At 59.0% G+C, this 21,278-nt stretch carries 17 protein-coding genes and 1 tRNA gene; 11 read left to right on the forward strand and 7 right to left on the reverse strand.

Features of this window, described 5'->3' with window-relative positions:
* Nucleotides 1–74 precede the first annotated feature (74 nt).
* A complete protein-coding gene (locus tag ACTJK5_RS03040) occupies nt 75–809 on the reverse strand; it encodes an SIMPL domain-containing protein (RefSeq protein WP_440611816.1) in 735 nt (244 codons plus the stop codon).
* 180 nt (nt 810–989) lie between these two features.
* On the opposite strand from ACTJK5_RS03040, the gene ACTJK5_RS03045 reads away from it, so the two are divergent.
* From ACTJK5_RS03045 to ACTJK5_RS03060, 4 genes are all read left to right on the forward strand, one after another.
* Nucleotides 990–1,065: transfer RNA gene (locus ACTJK5_RS03045), tRNA-Ile, on the forward strand.
* Between the two features lie 132 nt (nt 1,066–1,197).
* Nucleotides 1,198–2,493 (forward strand): RDD family protein, encoded by a 1,296-nt coding sequence (locus ACTJK5_RS03050; protein WP_440611817.1) that lies wholly within the window; start codon nt 1,198–1,200, stop codon nt 2,491–2,493.
* A 220-nt stretch (nt 2,494–2,713) separates the two neighbouring features.
* Nucleotides 2,714–4,003, forward strand: coding sequence for an RDD family protein (locus ACTJK5_RS03055; protein ID WP_440611818.1), 1,290 nt, complete (start codon nt 2,714–2,716; stop codon nt 4,001–4,003).
* A gap of 276 nt (nt 4,004–4,279) precedes the next feature.
* Complete coding sequence (locus tag ACTJK5_RS03060; RefSeq protein ID WP_111846879.1) at nt 4,280–4,732, forward strand: hypothetical protein; 453 nt, start codon at nt 4,280–4,282, stop codon at nt 4,730–4,732.
* A gap of 164 nt (nt 4,733–4,896) precedes the next feature.
* Here the strand turns inward: ACTJK5_RS03060 and ACTJK5_RS03065 are convergent, their stop codons facing one another.
* A complete protein-coding gene (locus ACTJK5_RS03065; protein WP_440611819.1) occupies nt 4,897–6,144 on the reverse strand; it encodes an AGE family epimerase/isomerase in 1,248 nt (415 codons plus the stop codon).
* A 189-nt stretch (nt 6,145–6,333) separates the two neighbouring features.
* Here ACTJK5_RS03065 and metH point away from each other — a divergent pair, with 189 nt between their 5' ends.
* Nucleotides 6,334–10,107, forward strand: coding sequence for a methionine synthase (gene metH, locus ACTJK5_RS03070; RefSeq protein ID WP_440611820.1), 3,774 nt, complete (start codon nt 6,334–6,336; stop codon nt 10,105–10,107).
* Nucleotides 10,108–10,407: 300 nt separating this feature from the next.
* On the opposite strand, the gene ACTJK5_RS03075 is transcribed toward metH, so the two are convergent.
* Together ACTJK5_RS03075 and ACTJK5_RS03080 are read right to left on the reverse strand one after the other, a co-directional pair.
* Nucleotides 10,408–11,535 (reverse strand): S-(hydroxymethyl)glutathione dehydrogenase/class III alcohol dehydrogenase, encoded by a 1,128-nt coding sequence (locus tag ACTJK5_RS03075; RefSeq protein WP_062440438.1) that lies wholly within the window; start codon nt 11,533–11,535, stop codon nt 10,408–10,410.
* An 88-nt stretch (nt 11,536–11,623) separates the two neighbouring features.
* Nucleotides 11,624–12,562, reverse strand: coding sequence for a DMT family transporter (locus tag ACTJK5_RS03080; protein ID WP_440611821.1), 939 nt, complete (start codon nt 12,560–12,562; stop codon nt 11,624–11,626).
* A 203-nt stretch (nt 12,563–12,765) separates the two neighbouring features.
* Here ACTJK5_RS03080 and glmU point away from each other — a divergent pair, with 203 nt between their 5' ends.
* The 6 genes from glmU to ACTJK5_RS03110 all read left to right on the forward strand — a co-directional run bounded on the left by glmU (nt 12,766) and on the right by ACTJK5_RS03110 (nt 17,786).
* Nucleotides 12,766–14,127 carry a bifunctional UDP-N-acetylglucosamine diphosphorylase/glucosamine-1-phosphate N-acetyltransferase GlmU gene (glmU, locus tag ACTJK5_RS03085; protein WP_440611822.1) on the forward strand — a complete coding sequence of 454 codons (1,362 nt, stop codon included), beginning with the start codon at nt 12,766–12,768 and terminating at the stop codon, nt 14,125–14,127.
* A 164-nt stretch (nt 14,128–14,291) separates the two neighbouring features.
* Complete coding sequence (gene glmS, locus ACTJK5_RS03090) at nt 14,292–16,118, forward strand: glutamine--fructose-6-phosphate transaminase (isomerizing) (RefSeq protein WP_440612555.1); 1,827 nt, start codon at nt 14,292–14,294, stop codon at nt 16,116–16,118.
* Nucleotides 16,115–16,618, forward strand: coding sequence for a GNAT family N-acetyltransferase (locus tag ACTJK5_RS03095; protein WP_440611823.1), 504 nt, complete (start codon nt 16,115–16,117; stop codon nt 16,616–16,618). Before glmS ends, ACTJK5_RS03095 begins: the two co-directional genes overlap by 4 nt.
* Nucleotides 16,619–16,733: 115 nt before the next feature.
* Nucleotides 16,734–17,402, forward strand: a complete 669-nt coding sequence (locus ACTJK5_RS03100; RefSeq protein WP_062426471.1) for a DUF502 domain-containing protein — start codon at nt 16,734–16,736, stop codon at nt 17,400–17,402.
* A 73-nt stretch (nt 17,403–17,475) separates the two neighbouring features.
* Nucleotides 17,476–17,634 (forward strand): hypothetical protein, encoded by a 159-nt coding sequence (locus tag ACTJK5_RS03105; protein WP_440611824.1) that lies wholly within the window; start codon nt 17,476–17,478, stop codon nt 17,632–17,634.
* A gap of 17 nt (nt 17,635–17,651) precedes the next feature.
* Nucleotides 17,652–17,786 (forward strand): hypothetical protein, encoded by a 135-nt coding sequence (locus tag ACTJK5_RS03110; protein WP_440611825.1) that lies wholly within the window; start codon nt 17,652–17,654, stop codon nt 17,784–17,786.
* 48 nt (nt 17,787–17,834) lie between these two features.
* On the opposite strand, the gene ACTJK5_RS03115 is transcribed toward ACTJK5_RS03110, so the two are convergent.
* From ACTJK5_RS03115 to ACTJK5_RS03125, 3 genes are all read right to left on the reverse strand, one after another.
* Nucleotides 17,835–19,169 (reverse strand): MFS transporter, encoded by a 1,335-nt coding sequence (locus ACTJK5_RS03115; RefSeq protein ID WP_062440447.1) that lies wholly within the window; start codon nt 19,167–19,169, stop codon nt 17,835–17,837.
* Between the two features lie 198 nt (nt 19,170–19,367).
* Complete coding sequence (locus tag ACTJK5_RS03120) at nt 19,368–20,228, reverse strand: hypothetical protein (RefSeq protein ID WP_440611826.1); 861 nt, start codon at nt 20,226–20,228, stop codon at nt 19,368–19,370.
* Nucleotides 20,229–20,233: 5 nt separating this feature from the next.
* Nucleotides 20,234–21,277, reverse strand: coding sequence for a zinc-dependent alcohol dehydrogenase family protein (locus tag ACTJK5_RS03125; RefSeq protein ID WP_111846887.1), 1,044 nt, complete (start codon nt 21,275–21,277; stop codon nt 20,234–20,236).
* Nucleotide 21,278: the final 1 nt, after the last annotated feature.

Consider the following 21,278-nt stretch of genomic DNA (forward strand, 5'->3'; position numbering starts at 1 on the left):
GGCACTTTTGTTTTGGCCGATATTTCAGCACCGAGTTGGGGAAGGGCGCGCTTGGAAGGCGCGCCCTCTCTGATTTATTGCTCGATAGCGAATGTCACATTGACATTGATGACATAGGTGTTTTCGCCTGCGGCAATCGGCACGCTGTCTTCCTTTTGCATGGTGGCGCGCATCATCGGTGCGGGAACCGGCAATGGGCGAGGGCTGTTCTCGCTGATCTCAAGAACGCGTCCGACCTTCACACCGGCTGCTTCGGCCAGCGTCTTTGCCTTGGCAACGGCGTTCTCCACCGCCTTCTTGCGTGCATCGGTGAAGACCGCTTCCGGATTGTCGTTGGTGAAGGTGATATCGCCACCCTGGTTGATGCCGAGCTTTACCGACGTGTCGAGGATGCCGCCGAGCTTGGTCATGTCGCGCACCCGCACTGTCAGTCCGTTCGTCACCTGATATCCGGTGATTTCCGGCGGGATATAGACGCCATCCTTCGGTTCGAACTGCTTATAGACGGGCTGCACCGAAAAATTGGAAGTCTGCAGATCGCGGTCGGCAATGCCGGCCTTCTTCAACGCTGCCTGAACTTCCGTCATCGCCTTGTTGTTTTCGCTCAAGGCCTCGTCGGCCGTTTGCGCCTGCTTCAGGACACTGAAGGAAAGAACGGCCATATCGGGAGCGGTAGAGGCGTTGCCTTCGCCCGAAACCGTAATCGTCGCTTCGCGCGGCTTGGCGTCTTGCGCAACGGCTGCGAATGGCGCGAGCGCGGCAAGCGTGACGGAGCCAATAGCGATCGAACGAGCCAGTCTGGATACCATGAAAAAGTCCTCTGTTGATGTCCCTCTACATCCTATGGCTTTAGATTATGAGACTATTACGGCATAGATTGTGTCCGCCGATTTTCAACGGCTTGTCGCACCGGAAAAATTGCGTTAGAGCGAAACCCACGCACCGGCTGGACCATTGCAGCCCTGCGGATCGATGACGTTGGCATCGAAGGGCCTGTAGCTCAATGGTTAGAGCCGGCGGCTCATAACCGCTTGGTTGGGGGTTCGAGTCCCTCCGGGCCCACCATTTTTCTTTTGCTTCAACTGGATAGCGCAAGCATCCTCTCACGAGATGAGAGCTTTGTCGTAGCTATTCTCGCAGCTTTACGGGTTGCTGCCGCCTTGTTAAAGCTTGCTCGGGGAAGCGGGGCTTAGCAGCATGACGATCTGGTACTACACTGTTGGGCAGGAACGCGAAGGGCCTGTCAGCAAAGAGCAAGTCCGCGCGTTGATCGCAAGCGGCAAGATTGTCCGCGATGCCTATGTCTGGCGGGAGGGGATGGCGAACTGGGAGATTGTCGGGACGCATCCCGAGTTTGCAGACACGTTCGTGGCGCCGCTCTCGGTTAAACCACCACCTCTGCCCTTCGCATCCAAAGCGCCGGATGGTGAGCAGAACGCGATGCGTCCTTGGCGGCGCTTCTGGGCAAGACTTGTTGACATCATGCTTCTGGGGCCTTTGCTTGCCGCAGCGATTGCATTCACTCTGGCGGCATGGGCGCCATCCGTCTACATTTACATCTCCTCGATGGAAAGACCGATGCTGGACGTCCTGCTTCTGGTCGCACTATTGCCGATTACAGCGGTGGCGCTGGCACTATGCATGACTCTCTTCGATACAACTCCAGGAAAGGCGCTTGCTGGCGTCCAGGGTCGTGTTCCGCATGGGACGAACAGACTTTTCTTCTATCTCGCACGCGAGTTCAGAGTATGGTTTTCTGGCCTTGGAATGGGTATTCCCGTTTTCTTGCCAATCGCTCTTGTAGTTCAATACCGGAGATTGGTATCCTGTCGTGCAGCAAGTTATGATACAGCTTCTCAGCCGATTGCCGTCAATGCACGAAGGTCTCTCATTCCTGCAATCGCTCTTGCGGTCGTTCTTTTCGCTGGTCACGTTTTCCTTTGGAACGAAGGCGACCGTGCTGCCACTTACTTCATTGGAAAACAGGTTTGGGCCAATCCGATCAACGGTAAAGAAACTCTGCTACCATCGTTCTGGAATTTCCAGCCGTTAAACTCCTCAAGCGAGACAGAGATACAATTCGCAACAGATGACTTGTTGGCACTGGACGCCTCGGCAAGAGCCCGAGGCAAGCAACATGCGGATGACTCGAACGCAGACGTCGGAAGCAGGCTCGTTTTATCGGCTTTATTCGGCCATGATACGCTCGGTTGGGATGGTATTACTCCTGAAAAATACGCGAGTATCATTGATGGCATGGCAGGCAAGCTTTGGACCCGCTCCTCCGACTGGCGCCCAGTGGAAATAGAGGGTTTCAAAGCGCTTCGCGCTACCGGCTATTCTCGGGATCCGTCCAGGGTCGATGTCGAAACCACTCTCATCGTTCAAGGTAGAGACGCTTGGCAGGTTTCAGTATCGACGTACGATAACAGCCCCGATCAATTGAGGGAGAGGGATCGGTTCCTAAGCGCGTTGCTCCAAACGATTAAGTGAGCAATCCGTTTGACCGACTTGAAACACACTTTGGAAGTGTCGCTCGCAGTCAACGGGCGACGGCCTGAAGGCTCGTTACTGGATCAGGTGAATGTGCCCTCCAAGCCCTCACATTCGACCGCATCTTGGCGAAAACCGCCGATCCGAGTTCCGTCATACAAAATTATCGTCCTGCTACGGTCTGCGAAAACGCAGCCGGGAAAACGAGGCGTGAAACGGTATGGCTGACTGGTATTACACCATCGGGCCGAAGCGCGCAGGACCCGTCGACGAGGAGATTATTCGCAGGCTGATCGAGACTGGTCATGTCACCCGCGACGACTACCTCTGGCACGAACAGATGACGGACTGGGAGAAGGCCGGTCTCAATCGCGTTTTTGCCGATAGTTTTGCATCACTGGCCCTCGGGTCTGAGGAACAGCGTGTCGCGCCGAAACCGTTCTTTTTGCCCGCGCGTCCTTGGCGCCGCCTATGGGCAAGGCTTTTCGATCTATTGATGATGTCACCTTTGTTCACGATCGTCGGACACGACATCTTGGTTGCTGCTTACCTCTATTTCCATGGGAACCGACCCGGTCTTCTCCTCGCTGCACTCGTCCTGTATCTAATGCTGATCTCTCTCGCAGCTATGATACCCGCAATATGCATGGCTTTATTTGGCACCACGCCAGGCAAGGCCATATTCGGCGTATGGGTGTTTGCGCCTCACGAGAGTTTTTGGCCACGTTTCAGATTTTATTTCGGTCGCGAGTACAGGGTGTGGTTTTGGGGGTGTGCGATGGGCATCCCGCCGTTGTTCATTCTCACATTCCTTTTTCAGTACAGGCGACTGAAGGTCGATCTGAACGCGAGCTATGACAGGGAACGCTCGAGTGTGTTGGTGCTTCGGCCAAGCCGCATCGCAGCCTTGATCATGGTGCCGGTTATGCTGCTTCTCATCGGTTGCGCTATTGTAAATGTGAGCGACTATCGCTCCGACGAAAGGATTACTGCGAGCCATGGCGCTCTTCCCGTGCCATCTTACGAAAGTGTCCCCTTCGATCGGATGGTCGTACCGAATTTGACACCGACCGGCTCAACCAAAACATGGGTGAATCCCAGGTCGGGCAGGGGCGCCAGGATCAGCAAAATCTGGGAGCACCCTTATAATGACTCCTCTAAAGACACCTTCGTCTTCCGGGCGCCGACGCTGGGGATGACAGCACTGGTTTCCCACGAGCTTATTGGGAATGACGGCGTCGATCCGACGGCTTATCTGAAGGATCTGGAAAGACGCGTCGACCATATTATGAAACCGACCTCCGATTGGGGGGCAGCCTATGTCAACGGAGTGCAGATCATGCGGGTATCCGGAATTGCCACGACTGCATCGGAAACACGCGCAGAACTCACGGTTTTCATGAGGGGTGGAAATGCCTGGCTGGCCTTGATAGTGACGCCAGGAAATTCCGAACTGCAGTCGATCGAAAGAAAGAATTTTTTGAGTGCGATATTCGGAACAGTCAATTGAGTGGACGTCCGTTCCCGTTGGCTCCTGGTCGCCCGATCCTGTATGGCGAAGGAAATCCGCCAGTTGTCGCGGATTCAGGCAGTTACGCCTCATCGTGGCGATCAAGAGCTCAATGGTCTTTTCGGTTCGGAGTGCTCCTGTCACGCCGACTTTACTGCGTCTGCCTGTGCGGCTTCGCGTTTAGGGCTATAAGGGGAGCTTAGCATGCGTTTTGTCGACGGCCTTGGGAGAAGAAACACTGACTAACATCATGTCGTATATCGCGGAGCGTCGTTCATGATCGTCGGCATCGTTCTGACGGTCGCCTTGCTGTTGTTTCTGATCGCTTTCCCGCGACATCTGAAACCTGTTGTGGCGGCACTTGCCGTGGTGTGGGCCTGCCTCGGAGGCTGGGTTTTGTTTGACTGGGTCCGCTCTGGCGAAAGGCTTGAGAAAATCATTGCCACGGCGGCCTATGACCCGACCTGTCGGGATGAGAATGCGCCGATCCGGGTGAGCTTTCAGAATACCAATGATGTGGCGGTCGAGCGACTGACCTATACGCTGGAAGGTTTTGAGCCCGCCTTCCGTGCGCCGATTTCGCTCGAGGCCTATCAGCCAAACGAAAGGCGGTTGGGGCCGCATGAGAGCTACGCTGCGTGCCGGCCATTTCGGTTGCGCAGCAATGAGCAGGCCGATCCCGCGCGGCTGGAATGGCGTGTGACGGTGAACTCAGCAGATTTCGAGTGAGCTTCCTGATGGCGCGGCGATACAGCATCGGCCCGAGAATCGGACTCGATTTTCGGAAAGCACGATGCGTCGATTCAAAAAGCTAAAGCGTCCTTTGTGCGTCCAATAGGACGCACGGCGCTTTAGAGTCTCTGCGCTTCGCCGTGCCATTTGTCATGCTTCAATCAGAAGCGCGCGCCTTTTTCGGCGATCATCTTCGTCAGGCTGCCAGCCGCCGGGAAAAGCGGGATGAGGCAGGCTTGAAGGGCGTGGTAGATGTCTCCCTTGCCGGGGAAGAGGGTGTTGGCCGGAGCGAGGTCTTCCGTCAGCTCTTCATGCCAGCCGCCGAATTGATGGTCGAGGAAGGTGTTGGCGATCGTGCTCCAGATGCGGCGGTAGCTGTCTTCGTAGAACTCGTCGGCGGGCAGATGCTCGTTGAGGAAGTGGGCCGCACCGGCGGCTTCGCACATCGGCCACCAGAGCTTTTCCGTCTTGGCAGGCGTGTTGTCCCAGTCGAGCGTATAGAAGAAACCGCCTTTTTCGCGGTCCCAGCCGAGCGCCATGGACTGGACGAAGAGTGACTTGGCGGCGGTCGGCATCCAGTCGTGCTTGCGCTCACCCAGGATCCAGAGTTGCAGGATGAGGCGCGACCATTCCAGCCAGTGGCCGGGCGTTGAGCCTGAGGGGCGGAACATTTCGTTGCCGCGATAATCCTTGTCCAGCACCCAGTTCTCATCGAAATGCTCCGGCACGCGGAAGTCCAGCGCGCCAGCGGCGCGGCGGATGATGAGGTCGGCGATGCGTTCTGCCTTGATGAGATAGGACGTGTCGCCCGTGGCCTCGAAGGCGGCCATCAGGGCTTCGGTCAGATGCATATTGGAATTCTGGCCGCGATAGTTTTCGATCGGCGACCAGTCTCGGTGGAACTCTTCATTGATGGCGCCGTGCTTCTCTTCCCAGAAGCGAGTTTCGAGAACCTCGGTCACATCGGCCAGCATCGCATCGGCCAGCGGATGACCGACGACCTTGGCGGAGGAGGCGGCGAGAAGCACGAAGGCGTGGCCATAACCCTGCTTGGTGGCGTCGGCAGGGCCGTTGTCATCCACCTGCCAGAAGTAGCCGCCATGCTCCTTGTCGCGGTGCTTGTCCCATAGATAGGTCATGCCATGGTCGACGATATCGCCGCAGCCGGGGCGACCAAGAAGGTGGCCGATGGAGAAGCAATGGACCATGCGGGCAGACGCGTGGATGCCGCGCACCGGATTGTCGGAGGAGAGGGGAGCGCCTTTCCGGTCGAGATCGAAGAAGCCGCCTTTGGGATTGACCGCGCGATACTGGAAGAAGTCGAAGAGGCCTTCCGCCTGCTTTACCAGCCATTGGCGGTGCCAGGGCAGCGTGCTCCAATAGGCTTTCGTGCTTTCCGTCTCGGTCATCCGTTCCTCCTTTGATGCGCTGTTGGAGCATACCTATATCTTTGAGGCGCAAGGGTGTCATCCACGGTCGGAATTTCGTAGCTTCCTTTTTAGTTCAGAACCGCGAATGCCAGATGATATGTTGACATAAAGATATCTTTATGTGACTTGATATCTTGCTGATTTGCAAAGAATGAGGAGTAAGTGCCGATGTTGGACGATCTGTTTGGCCCCCTGGGCGGCAAACGCGACGGCGCGGAAATTCTCAAGGCGCTGAAACAGGCGGCTGAAGAGCGCATCCTCATTCTCGATGGCGCCATGGGCACGCAGATTCAGGGACTTGGATTTGACGAGGACCACTTCCGCGGTGATCGTTTCATTGGGTGTGCCTGTCACCAGAAGGGCAATAACGACCTTCTGATCCTGACGCAGCCGGATGCGATCGAGGATATCCATTTCCGCTACGCCATGGCGGGGGCGGATATTCTGGAGACCAACACGTTTTCGTCCACGCGCATCGCGCAGGCCGATTACGAGATGGAAGGCGCGGTCTATGACCTCAACCGCGAGGGCGCCTTCATCGTGCGTCGCGCCGCTCAACGCGCCGAGCGCGAGGATGGCCGCCGCCGTTTCGTGGCAGGTGCCATCGGCCCGACCAACCGCACCGCGTCGATCTCGCCGGATGTGAACAATCCCGGCTACCGTGCCGTCAGCTTCGATGATCTGCGTCTCGCCTATGGTGAGCAGATCGACGGTCTGATCGACGGCGGTGCCGACCTCATCCTTATTGAAACCATCTTCGACACGCTGAACGCCAAGGCCGCGATCTTCGCCTGCGAGGAGCGCTTTGCTGCCAAGGGCATTCATCTGCCAGTGATGATTTCCGGCACGATCACCGACCTTTCCGGCCGCACGCTGTCGGGTCAGACGCCGTCGGCCTTCTGGAACTCGGTGCGTCACGCCAACCCGTTTACCATCGGCCTTAACTGTGCGCTTGGCGCAAACGCTATGCGTCCGCATTTGCAGGAACTGTCGGATGTGGCCGATACCTTCATCTGCGCCTATCCGAATGCCGGCCTGCCGAACGAGTTCGGCCAGTATGACGAAACGCCGGAGATGATGGCCGCACAGGTTGCCGAGTTTGCCCGTGAGGGACTGGTCAATGTGGTGGGCGGTTGCTGCGGCTCGACGCCGGAGCATATTCGCGCCATTGCGGACGCCGTGAAGGGTTTTGAGCCGCGCAAGGTGCCGGAACACAAGTCCCTCATGTCGCTGTCCGGCCTCGAGCCCTTCGTGCTGACCAAGGACATTCCCTTCGTCAATGTCGGCGAGCGCACGAACGTGACGGGCTCTGCCAAGTTCCGCAAGCTGATCACCGCTGGTGACTATACCGCTGCACTTGCCGTCGCCCGCGATCAGGTGGAGAACGGCGCGCAGATCATCGACATCAACATGGATGAGGGCCTGATCGACAGCCAGAAGGCCATGGTCGAGTTCCTCAATCTGATTGCCGCCGAGCCGGATATCGCCCGCGTGCCGGTGATGATCGACAGTTCCAAATGGGAGATCATCGAGGCTGGCCTGAAATGCGTTCAGGGCAAATCGATCGTCAACTCCATCTCGTTGAAGGAAGGCGAGGAGAAGTTTCTCGAGCAGGCGCGTCTGGTGCGCAATTACGGCGCTGCTGTCGTCGTCATGGCGTTTGACGAAGTGGGGCAGGCCGATACTTACGAGCGCAAGGTCGAGATCTGTACGCGCGCCTACAAGCTGCTGACGGAGAAGGCCGGGATTCTGCCCGAAGACATTATCTTCGACCCGAATGTGTTCGCCGTTGCGACCGGTATCGAAGAGCACAATAATTACGGCGTGGACTTCATCCAGGCCACCAAGACCATCCGCGAAACCATGCCGCTCGTGCATATTTCCGGCGGCGTCTCGAACCTGTCCTTCTCCTTCCGCGGCAACGAGCCGGTGCGCGAGGCGATGCATGCCGTGTTCCTGTATCATGCGATCCAGGTCGGCATGGATATGGGCATCGTCAATGCGGGCCAGCTTGCGGTCTATGAGAGCATCGATGCTGAACTGCGCGAGGCCTGCGAGGACGTGGTGCTGAACCGCAACCCCAACGCGACCGAACGGCTGCTTGAAATTGCCGAGCGTTACCGGGGTACAGGTGCCAAGGAAGGCAAGGTTCAGGATCTGTCGTGGCGCGAACTCCCCGTTGAGAAGCGGCTGGAACATGCGCTGGTCAATGGCATCACCGAATATATCGATGCGGATACGGAAGAGGCGCGCCAGCAGGCGGCCCGTCCGCTGCATGTCATCGAAGGTCCGCTGATGGCGGGCATGAATGTGGTCGGCGATCTCTTCGGTTCAGGCAAGATGTTCCTGCCGCAGGTGGTCAAATCCGCCCGTGTGATGAAGCAGGCTGTTGCCGTTCTTCTTCCCTATATGGAAGAGGAAAAGCGCCTGAACGGCGGCGATCAGCGCAAGTCGGCCGGCAAGGTGCTGATGGCGACGGTGAAGGGCGATGTCCACGATATCGGCAAGAACATCGTCGGCGTCGTTCTCGCCTGCAACAATTACGAGATCATCGATCTCGGCGTGATGGTGCCGACCACCAAGATTCTCGAAACGGCTGTTGCGGAGAAGGTCGATGTCATCGGTCTTTCCGGCCTCATCACGCCGTCGCTGGATGAAATGGTGCATGTGGCCTCCGAGATGGAGCGCATGGGGCTCGACCTGCCGCTTCTGATCGGTGGGGCGACGACGAGCCGTGTTCATACGGCGGTGAAGATCCATCCGCGTTACGAGAAGGGCCAGGCAATCTATGTGACGGACGCCTCGCGCGCGGTCGGCGTGGTGTCTGCACTTCTGTCGGAAGATCAGAAGCCAGCCTATATTGACGGCATTCGCGCCGAATATGCCAAGGTTGCCGATGCGCATGCGCGCAATGAACGCGAAAAGCAGCGCCTGCCGCTGTCGCGTGCACGCGAAAACGCGCAGAAGGTGGATTGGACAGGCTATCAGCCGGTCAAGCCGCAATTCATCGGTACCAAGACATTCGAGGGCTACGATCTCGAAGAGCTGTCGCGCTATATCGATTGGACGCCTTTCTTCCAGACCTGGGAATTAAAGGGTCGTTTCCCGGCCATCCTCGAGGATGAGAAGCAGGGAGAGGCAGCGCGCCATCTCTATGCCGATGCGCAGGCCATGCTGAAGAAGATCATCGAGGAAAAGTGGTTCCGTCCGCGCGCGGTGATCGGCTTCTGGCCAGCCAATGCGGTGGGTGACGATATTCGTCTGTTCACCGATGAGAGCCGCACCTCGGAGCTCGAAACCTTCTACACGCTGCGTCAGCAGCTTTCCAAGCGCGATGGACGGCCCAATGTCGCACTCTCGGATTTCGTCGCGCCGAAGGACAGCGGCATTGCCGATTATGTCGGCGGCTTCGTGGTGACGGCGGGTATTGAGGAAGTGGCCATTGCCGAACGTTTCGAACGGGCCAATGACGACTATTCATCCATTCTGGTGAAGGCGCTGGCCGACCGTTTCGCGGAAGCCTTTGCCGAGCGTATGCACGAACGGGTGCGCAAGGAGTTCTGGGGTTATGCGCCGGATGAGCGCTTCAGCAGTGAGGACCTTGTTGGAGAGGCCTATGCCGGTATTCGCCCGGCACCTGGCTATCCGGCCCAGCCCGATCATACGGAAAAGGATACGCTCTTCCGCCTTCTGGATGCGACAAACCAGACGGGCGTGGTGCTGACGGAGAGCTATGCCATGTGGCCGGGATCGTCTGTCTCCGGTCTCTATATCGGCCATCCCGAGAGCTATTACTTTGGCGTTGCCAAGGTGGAGCGGGATCAGGTGGAAGACTATGCTCGGCGCAAGGGCATGCCCGTGAAGGATATTGAGCGCTGGCTTGGGCCAGTGCTGAATTATGTGCCGGTGGATGCGGCAAAGGATGTTGAGACGGCGGCTTGATGGGGTGGGTTTGGGTCTTACGTAAAGCGTGAGACGCGACACCCCCCTCTGTCCTGCCGGACATCTCCCCCTCAAGGGGGGAGATCGGATGCGGCAGCCACCCGGCCATCTCTAATGTCGCGAATGGATTGAGGAGCTGTCTTCTTTGCGATTTCCCCCTTGAGGGGGAGATGCCCGGCAGGACAGAAGGCGTATCCTTCCGTCATCTCTGACGTCGAAAAGAAAGAGGGGCCTCGCAGCCCCTCCAAAACCTTCCAGCGCGAAAACCCTTAGCCGACCCCGCGCCAGCCATTCCTCACATCAATAGACGACGACGCCGCGGATGCTTTCGCCCTTGTGCATCAGGTCGAAGCCCTTGTTGATGTCTTCAAGCGGCATGGTGTGGGTAATCATCGGGTCGATCTGGATCTTGCCTTCCATGTACCAGTCGACGATCTTCGGAACGTCGGTACGGCCGCGGGCGCCGCCGAAGGCGGTGCCCATCCAGTTGCGGCCGGTGACCAGCTGGAACGGGCGGGTGGAGATTTCCTGGCCAGCACCTGCAACGCCGATGATGACCGATTTGCCCCAGCCGCGATGCGAGGCTTCGAGCGCCTGGCGCATGACCTTGGTGTTGCCGGTGCAGTCGAAGGTGTAATCGGCGCCGCCGATCAGATCGCCATTGCGCTTTGTCATGTTGACGAGGTAGGGCACGATATCGTCGCCGACGTCCTTCGGGTTGACGAAGTGCGTCATGCCGAATTTTTCGCCCCAGGCCTTGCGGTCATTGTTGATATCGACGCCGATGATCATGTCCGCCCCGGCAAGGCGCAGGCCCTGAAGCACGTTGAGGCCGATACCGCCGAGACCGAAGACGATCGCCGTCGAGCCGATCTCGACCTTGGCCGTATTGATAACCGCGCCGATGCCGGTCGTCACGCCGCAGCCGATGTAGCAGACCTTGTCGAAGGGCGCGTCGGGGTTAATCTTGGCAACGGCAATTTCCGGCAAAACCGTGTAGTTGGCGAAGGTGGAGCAGCCCATATAGTGATGGATCTTGTCCTTGCCGATGGAGAAGCGGCTGGTGCCGTCCGGCATCACGCCCTGGCCTTGGGTGGAGCGGATCGCGGTGCAGAGGTTGGTCTTGCGCGATGTGCAGGAATAGCATTCGCGGCATTCCGGCGTGTAGAGCGGAATGACGTGGTCGCCCTTCTTGACCGAGGTGACGCCGGGGCCGACGTCGACGACGATACCGGCACCTTCATGGCCGAGGATCGCGGGAAAGAGACCTTCCGGATCGGCACCGGAGAGGGTGAAATCGTCCGTATGGCAGATGCCTGTCGCCTTGACCTCGATCAGCACTTCACCGGCGCGTGGGCCTTCCAGCTGAACGGTCATAACTTCCAATGGCTTGCCTGCCTGAACGGCGACTGCGGCGCGAACGTCCATCGTCTCGTCTCCTTCGTGTTTTTGTCATTCGTGGAAGCACTTTTTGCCCGACGCGGGCCTCATGAACAAGTGCAGTTGCGGCAATTCCTCAAACTTCCGCGACCTCTGTCATCTTGGGGCGGCGGGCGCTCAGCCTTTCGCGCCAGATGATGAAGAGGCCGGATGCCACGATGATGACGATGCCGAGCCATTTGGACGGCGTCGGGAAATCGGAAAACAGCAGGTATCCCAGAATTGTGGCGGAGATGATCTCGAAATACTGAAAGGGGGCAAGCAGCGACACTGGCGCAAGCCGAAAGGCCTTGACCACGAGCAGATGCATGTAGCCGGAAATCGAGCCGAGAAGGATCAGCAGAACGAGCCCATGATCCCAGCCGGGCAGGGACATCTCGAAATTGGCGTCTCCGAAACCGGTGCCGATCAACAGGGCGCCGCCCATGAAGATCGTTCCGGCGATGCCGGCCATGGTCTGCATCACCAGCGGGCTGTCGCCATCGCCGATCGCGCGGTTGAGGAAAAGATAGAGGGTGAAGAGGAAAGCGCAGGCGACCGGCAGAAGCGAGGTGAGGCCAAAAAGCTCGAAGCTTGGCTGGATGACGATCATCGCGCCGATGAAACCCACGGCAATGGCGCTCCAGCGCATCCAGCCGACACGCTCGCCAAGAAACAGCGCCGACATGATGGTGAGCAGGAAGGGCTCGACGAAATAGATGGCGAAGACGTCGGCCAGCGGCATGTATTTGACGGCGGCAAAAAATGTCAGGCTCGCGGCGGCATGTAGCACGCCACGCAGCAGGTTGAGCCAGGGGCGCTTGGCATGGACCAGCGACTTCGGCGACATGACGAGCAACAGCGGCAGGGTGCAGACCAGCTGGAAGAAGAAGCGGTAGAAGGTGACCTGGCCGGGAGACATGCCGGCATGGGCCATATATTTCGCAATCGCATCCATCACCGGCAGCACGATCATGCAGGCCGCCATGATGAGCATGCCGCGGACCGGCTGGCTGACGCTGTGCGAAGAGGACATGGGAGATTTCCGCATTTCGGGATGGGGTGGTCGCGGCAGATTAGAGGATTCTTTGGCGGTTGAAAGCGCGTTCTCGCCTTTCACTTGCCTAACCACGCCGCCATCACGTCGCTTTTCAAGCCGTCACGCAATTTCCATGGTGTCTTTATCGTCGAGCGGTTATAGCGGGCAAAAGACATCCGATGCTTGGAATGGAGATATCAGTGGAACGCACCTGTCTTGCCGTCATTCTCGCCGCCGGTGAAAGCACACGCATGAAATCCTCCATGTCGAAGGTTTTGCATCCGGTTGCTGGCCGTCCGATGATTGCGCATGTGATGCAGGCGGTTTCCGGTGCTGGCGTTTCCGCTGCTGCTCTCGTCGTAGGTCGTGATGCGGACAAGGTGGCGGATGCTGCGCGGGTGGCGGGTGTTTCCGTCGAGCCTTACTTGCAGAAAGAACGGCTTGGTACGGGCAACGCCGTGCTTGCGGCGCGCGAAGCCATCGAGAAGGGCTTCGACGACGTTCTCATCGCGTATGGTGACGTCCCACTGCTGACGGCGGAGACGCTGAACCGGGCGCGTCAGGCGCTGACCGACAATGTCGATGTCGTCGTCATCGGGTTTCACACTGACAAACCAACGGGTTATGGGCGTCTTCTGGTGCAGGATGGTGAGCTGGTCGCCATCCGCGAGGAGAAGGATGCGAGCGACGACGAGCGCAAGGTCACCTGGTGCAATAGCGGCCTGATGGCGATCAATGGTCGCCGGGCGCTGGATCTGCTCGACCGCATCGGCAACAACAATGCCAAGGGCGAGTATTATCTGACCGACATCGTCGAGATCGCCCGCGCAGAGGGCGGCAAGGCTGTGGCCGTCGATGCCCCCGAAACGGAAATGACCGGCTGCAACAACCGCGCCGAACTCGCCATCATCGAAAGGCTCTGGCAGGAGCGGGCGCGCCATCAGTTGATGATCGACGGCGTCTCGATGATCGCGCCGGAAACCGTTTTTCTGTCCTGGGATACCAAGATCGGTCAGGACACTCTGATCGAGCCCAACGTGGTGATTGGCCCCGGCGTCACCATCGAATCGGGCGCGATCATCCACGCCTTCTCGCATCTGGAAGGCGCGCATGTCAGCGCCGGGGCGACCGTTGGTCCTTATGCGCGGCTTCGTCCGGGCGCCAATCTGGCGGCGAAATCCAAGGTCGGCAATTTCTGCGAAATCAAGAAGGCCGAGATCGGCGAGGGCGCCAAGGTCAACCACCTGACCTATATCGGCGATGCCTTCGTCGGCGCGGGCAGCAATATCGGCGCGGGCACGATTACCTGCAATTATGACGGCATCAACAAGCACGAAACGCGGATCGGCAAAAATGCCTTCATCGGCTCCAACTCAGCACTCGTGGCACCCGTGACCATTGGTGATGACGCTTACGTCGCGTCCGGCAGTGTGATTACCGATGATGTTCCCGGCGATGCGCTGGCCTTCGGTCGGGCACGCCAGGAGGTCAAGGAAGGCCGCGCCAGTGTGCTTCGCGCCCGCGCCCAGGCGATCAAGGATGCCAAGAAGAAACCGGCGTAACCTTCTGACAAAGGTAACGAATAGACACTGAAAGTGACCGCGGTTGCGATTGCGGTTTTCGCGGAAATCGCTACGACTTCCGCCCATTGAAAAAGCATCCGGATGAAGAGCCGACTCGGTTTTCGGATCATCGGATGTTCACCAAAAAATCTTTGGAGACCTGTATGTGCGGCATCGTCGGAATTGTTGGAACGCAACCGGTTGCGGAGCGCCTTGTTGATGCGCTGAAGCGGCTGGAATATCGGGGCTATGACTCCGCAGGCGTTGCAACGATCCATGATGGCGCAATGGACCGCCGCCGCGCCGAGGGCAAGCTCTTCAATCTTGAGAAGAAACTCTCCGAAGAGCCGCTTCCCGGCATCACCGGCATTGCGCACACCCGCTGGGCAACGCATGGGGTTCCGAACGAAACCAATGCCCATCCGCATTTCGTCGATGGCGTCGCTGTCGTTCACAACGGCATCATCGAGAATTTCTCCGAGCTGCGTGAGGAGTTGAAGGCTGAGGGCGCGACCTTCACCACCCAGACCGATACGGAAGTGGTGGCGCAGCTGCTCGCCAAGTTCACCCGTGAGGGACTGTCGCATCGCGATGCGATGCTGACGATGCTGAACCGCGTGACCGGCGCCTTTGCGTTGGTGGTGATGTTCCAGGACGAGCCGGGCACGCTGCTGTCCGCCCGTTCCGGTCCGCCGCTTGCCGTCGGCCATGGACGCGGTGAGATGTTCCTTGGGTCGGATGCGATCGCGCTTTCTCCTTTCACCAACGAGATCACCTATCTGGTGGATGGCGATTGCGCCATCATCACCGCAGCCGGTGCCGAGATCATCGATTTTTCCGGCATGCCGGTGCAGCGCCAGCGGCAGATCTCCCAGGCGACGGCCTATGTGGTGGACAAGGGCAACCACCGGCACTTCATGGAAAAGGAAATCTACGAGCAGCCGGAAGTCATTTCCCATGCGCTCAGCCATTATGTGGATTTTGCCGACAAGCGGGTGAAGGATGTCGATCCGGCGATCGACTTTTCCAAGCTCACCGGCCTGGCGATCTCCGCCTGCGGAACGGCCTATCTGTCCGGCCTAATCGGCAAATACTGGTTCGAGCGTTATGCGCGCCTGCCAGTGGAGATCGATGTTGCCTCCGAGTTTCGCTACCGCGAAATGCCGTTATTGCCGACGCAGGCCGCACTCTTCATCTCCCAGTCGGGTGAGACGGCGGATACGCTCGCCTCGCTTCGCTACTGCAAGGAGAACGATCTGAAGATCGGCGCGGTCGTCAATGTGCGCGAATCGACCATTGCGCGTGAATCCGATGCGATCTTCCCCATTCTGGCTGGCCCCGAAATCGGCGTTGCCTCCACCAAGGCCTTCACCTGCCAGCTTGCCGTTCTGGCGTCGCTGGCGATCGCAGCCGGTAAGGCGCGCGGCACGCTGACGGCGGTGCAGGAAACCGAGCTTGTCCGTCATCTGATCGAGATGCCGCGGGTGATGAGCGAAGTGCTGAACGCCATCCAGCCGCAGATCGAAACCCTGTCGCGCGATCTCTCGCGTTTCAAGGACGTGCTTTATCTCGGTCGCGGCACATCCTTCCCGCTGGCGCTGGAAGGCGCGCTAAAGCTCAAGGAAATTTCCTACATTCACGCGGAAGGCTATGCCGCAGGCGAGTTGAAGCATGGACCGATTGCGCTGATCGACGAGAACATGCCGGTCATCGTCATTGCACCGCATGACCGCTTCTTTGAGAAGACCGTGTCAAACATGCAGGAGGTGGCAGCCCGCGGTGGGCGCATCATCTTCATCACCGATGCGAAGGGTGCAGCGGCCTCGTCGCTGGAAACCATGGCGACCATCGTGCTGCCGACCGTCGATGAACTCATTGCGCCGATGGTCTTCTCGCTGCCGATCCAGCTGCTGGCCTACCATACAGCGGTCTTCATGGGCACGGATGTGGACCAGCCGCGCAACCTGGCAAAGTCGGTCACGGTGGAATGATGATCCGTTCGGAACAGGTCGGCGATCTCGACGCAATCGGCGTCGTGACGCAGGCGGCGTTCCGGGATGTTCCCTATAGTGACCATAACGAGCACCTCGTCATCGAACGCTTGCGGCGGGCCGGTGCGCTCGCTGTTTCGCTTGTGGCCGAGGAGAATGGGGCGATCACTGGCCATATCGGCTTTTCGCCTGTCGGACTTTCTGCAAGCAGCGACATCTGGTTTGGCCTCGGTCCGCTTTCCGTGTCGCCGGAACGGCAGGGGCGGGGTGTCGGTTCGGCGCTCGTTCATCGCGGCCTCGACGCATTGCGCGAACTGAATGCCGGCGGGTGCGTCGTCATGGGCGATCCCGCCTATTACCGTCGCTTCGGTTTTCGCCACGATGAGCGACTGAAGGCCGAAGGCATTGATGACGAATATTTCATGATCCTGCCCTTGCAGGGCGGAACGCCGTCCTGCATTGTTCGTTATCATCAGGCATTCTTCGGTGACATCGCCTAGAGCATTCCGGTGATAACGGGACCACCTTCAATGCTCTCGGTCTCTGTTTTACCGCATTGTCCGACGCCAAAGCGATCACGCTTCGGCTGGAGATGCTCCAACATTCAGTGAGTTGATGACGGATCACCCAATCAGAATTTCCTTCGCCACACGCCTGCGTAACAGCTTTCTGACTGGCGTTCTCATTCTGGCGCCCGTCACGATCACGATGTGGCTGGTCTGGACCTTCCTGCAATGGGCCGATAGCTGGGTGAAGCCCTATATTCCGACGCGGTACGACCCGGAAGAATATTTCAACGTCGCCATTCCCGGTTTCGGCCTGCTGATTGCCGTGATCGGCATCACGGTCATCGGCTTTCTCGGCAACAATCTGATCGGCAAATGGATCGTCGGTGTCGGCGAATCCATCCTCAACCGCATGCCGCTGGTACGTCCGATCTACAAGAGCATCAAGCAGCTGTTTGAATCGGTGCTGAAGGAGCATTCCAATTCCTTCAAGCGCGTCGGCATGATCGAGTTTCCGTCGCCTGGCACCTGGGCCATGGTCTTCGTCGCATCCGAGGCCAAGGGCGAGCTTGCTTTCCGCTTCAATGAGTTAGGCCAGGAAATGGTGGCGGTGTTCCTGCCGCCAACGCCGGTTCCGACGGCGGGCTTTTTGCTGTTTGTGCCGAAGGACAAGATCATCATGCTCGACATGTCGCCGGAGGATGCCGCGAAGCTTTTGATTTCCGGCGGTCTCGTCGCCCCCGATTTCGAGCCGCCCAAGGCGCTTGCGCCCGTCTGAAACTGCCTGCATCCGTGGCTGGATCGAATCACGAATTTCCCTCAATGTTGCCTCGAACATTTGGGGGAAACATATGCGCTTTATTCGAAACGGGGTCATTCCGGTCTTCTCGACGATCATCTTCGCCTTCTTCGGTCTCCTGCTGACCGGGTTGCCGGGATACAATATCGTGACGACGCTTGACGGACAGCCTGTCGCCGGTGCTCCTACACCTGCGCAGGTCGTGCCATGATTTCGCAAGGAAAGAGGATGGACAGCCACGTCGATTTCTATGGCGTCGTGCTGCCCGGCGAGCCCCTGTTCTGGACGATCGGGATCATTCTGGTGGCAGCGTTCATCGGCTACAAGCTCGGCTCGGCTTTCAAGATCCCGGCTGCCACATGATTGGTGGGGAAGGGCGCCACGCGCGCCGTTTCCCTTTCTGTCGTGTTGTTACCGCGCCTTAAGCGTCGCCAGTTCTTCCACCCCTACATGGCTCTCTACGGCGCTGCCGCGAAGGTGAAGGTAAAGCCCGATGAAGAAGGCGAGCACTGCGATGAAGACCAGGTACCAGGCATGCGCCATGGGGTTGATCGCAAGCGCTGAACTGACCGCGATTGGCGTCAAGCCGCCGAAGACGGCATAGGAGACGTTGTAGGCGAAGGAGAGGCCTGAGAAGCGGACCGATGCCGGGAAGGCGCGGACCATTACATAGGGCACCGCACCCGCCATGCCGACGGAGAGACCCATCACCGCGTAAAGCGCGAACATGGTGGTGAGCGACGTTCCGGCATAGCTGTAAAAGGTGAAGGTGGCGACGCCGAAGAAGATGCTGGCCCCCATGAAGAAGATGCCACTGCCGATGCGGTCAATCAGCGCGCCGGCGATGATCACACCGAAGATCAGGAACAGCGTGCCGAAGCTCGTGCCTGCCAGGGCCTGCGTCGGCGTGTAGCCGTAGAGCTTCTGCAGGAAGGTTGCCGTCATCAACGTCGTGACGACGATGGCCGCGGACAGCACCCAGGTCAGCAGCGCCGAGACCACGACACCGCGCATATGGTTCTTCAGGACAAGGCTGAGCGGCAGCTTGTCCGAGAGCGATTTGGAGTTCTTCATCTGCGTGAAGATCGGCGTTTCTTCCAGCCAGCGGCGCAGATAGACGGCGATCAGGCCGAAGATACCGCCAATGAGGAAGGGGATACGCCAGGCATAGCCAGACACGTCTTCCGGCGTGAAGATGGTGTTGATGGCAAAGGCGATGAGCGAGCCGAGCATGATGCCGAAGGAGAGGCCGGAGGTCAGCAGGCCACATGCAAGGCCGACATAGCGGAAGGGAACGTGCTCAGACACGAAGGTCCAGGCGCCGGGAACCTCGCCGCCGATGGCCGCACCCTGGAGCATGCGCAGCACGATGAGCAGGATCGGGGCTGCAACGCCGATCGTCGCATAGGTCGGCATCAGCGCCATGCCGAGCGTCGAGAGCGCCATCAGCAGGATCGAGAAGGCGAAGACGCGCTTGCGGCCATAACGGTCGCCATAATGCGCCAGGATGATGCCGCCGATAGGACGCACCAGGTAGCCGGCAGCGAAGATGCCGAAGGTCTGGATCATCACCAGCCAGTCTGGCATATCCGGCGGGAAGAAGAGGTGGCCGATCACGGTCGCGAAGAAGACAAAGATGATGAAGTCGTAGAATTCCAGTGCGCCGCCAAGCGCGGAGAGGCCAAGCGTTCTGTAATCCTGCGCATTCAGCGCGCGGGCGGGAACCGGGGTCGTGGTGGGAGACATGAGCGGTTTCTTCTTTCAGGGATCGTTCCCTGTGCCATGCGGTATAGCCGCCGCTAATTCAAGTCTTTTGTCAGCAGATGTCACAGGGTCTTTTGAGGCGCGTCGTAATCTTCCAGATTCGCTCCTTGCGCTTTAGTTGGTCCTTTTACCGCACGTCGTTATCGCAAAACCGCTGCACACTTTTGGGTGGACCGTGCTTTAGGTGATCCTGCACAGGATGGCGGTGGTATCGTCCGATTGTTTAAGGCGCGGGTATTTCAGGCCTTCTGGATCGATCTCCCGCTCCAATTGGCGAAGCTCCTTGATCAAGCTTGGCAAACCCGCGGTGACGGCGCGGCGGATGAGGGAGCCCGGCGTGTATTGCCCGTATAGGCTTACAAGATCGGCCAGCCCATCGGAGCAGATAATGGCCGTAGCGCCGCCGGCGATGTTGATCGTCGCGGTGGCAATGTGGTCAGCCGTTTCAGGAACGAGGCTTAAGGACCAGACGGTGCCGTCCGCCGTATTCTGTCTTTCGCGGTTGCGCCGAAGATCGGCGAGCGTCTTTGGATCGCTGGTTGCCATACCCGCTGCACCGATGCCACCCAGACGCGCGATATGGGCACTGGCGGCGGCCTGCTCTCGCTCGAAGGCGTCGGGTAGCGCCATCAGGTTTTCCTCGCCACCGTCATCGTGAAGAATGTAGACGACGCTATCGCCGAGGCCTGTGAATTGCATTCCGTTTGGGGTGACGCGCAAGCCTGCGAGTGCGGCGACCGGCCAGGCGTAGCGCGGCTGATCGCCGGCCAAGGCCTCGAAGCTGATCCTTGCATCTTCCGAGATGCGGCGAATGATGTCTGCGAAATCAACCTCGGGCGTAACCTCGCTCATCAGGCGCTTGGCCGCGAACTCGGCAATCCATGCTGCGTCGGAGCCGAAACCCGTCATGAACTGCTGGTCGCCGAGGCCGGTTGCGCCATCGACGACGAATGCGCTGGAAGCATTCCACGCCAGACGATCTTCGTTGGCGCGCTCTGGCTTGCCGGGATCGCTGATGCTGTCGATGACGTCAATCTGCATGGGTCTCACTCGAAGCGGTTGATGATGCTGATGCCGCTATCCTTGAAGCTGTCCATGGCGGGTAGAGCGGTGACGGCATCGGTGAGCGAAATATGTTTGCCGATAAGCTTTTGCGGCGAAAGCTTGCCGGTGCGGATCATTGCCAGCATATCGTCATAGCGCCAGGCCTGCATGCCGTGGCTGCCATAGATTTCCAACTCATGGGCGATCACACGGGCCATCGGGATCTGCGGCATGGAATGATCGGCCAGCATCAGGCCCACTTGAACGTGGCGACCGCGGCGGCGGAGATTGCTGATGGAGTTGCAGCAGGTTTGCGGATGTCCGAGCGCATCGACGGATACATGCGCCCCGCCGCCGGTCGCATCGCGTACGGCTTCGGTCACATCGGCAACATTGCGGCTATTGATGGTGACGGTGGCGCCGAGTTCCTTCGCCAAGGCCAGCTTGTCGTCAGCAATATCGATCGCGACGATCTGCGCGCCAAGCCCGGCACCGATCATGATGGCCGAGAGGCCCACACCGCCGCAGCCGTGAACCGCGAGCCACTCGCCACCCTTCAGGCGGCCCTGATCGACAACGGCGCGGAAGGAGGTGGCAAAACGGCAGCCGAGGCTTGCCGCGGTATCGAAGCTCATCTCATCCGGCATATGGACGAGATTCTGATCGGCGTAATCGATCGCGACATATTCGGCGAAGGAGCCCCAATGGGTAAAGCCCGGCTGGAACTGCGTTTCGCAAACCTGCTGGTTGCCCGAGCGGCACTCCTGGCAGTGGCCGCAGCCGGAGACGAAGGGAACGGTGACGCGGTCACCGACCTTGAAGCGCATGACATTCTTGCCGACGGCGGAAATCACGCCTGCGAATTCGTGACCCGGCACATGGGGCAGGTGGATGTCGCTGTCGTGACCCATCCAGCCGTGCCAGTCGCTGCGGCACAGACCGGTTGCCTTGACTGAAATCACCACGCCGCCCGGCGTGGGTTCAGGGTCCGGTAGGCTCGCAATTTTCGGAGCTTCGCCAAACCGTTCGTAGAATAATGCGCGCATA

Origin of the sequence: Agrobacterium sp. 22094, from assembly GCF_052046015.1 — a bacterium.
Classification (GTDB): Bacteria; Pseudomonadota; Alphaproteobacteria; order Rhizobiales; family Rhizobiaceae; genus Agrobacterium; species Agrobacterium cavarae.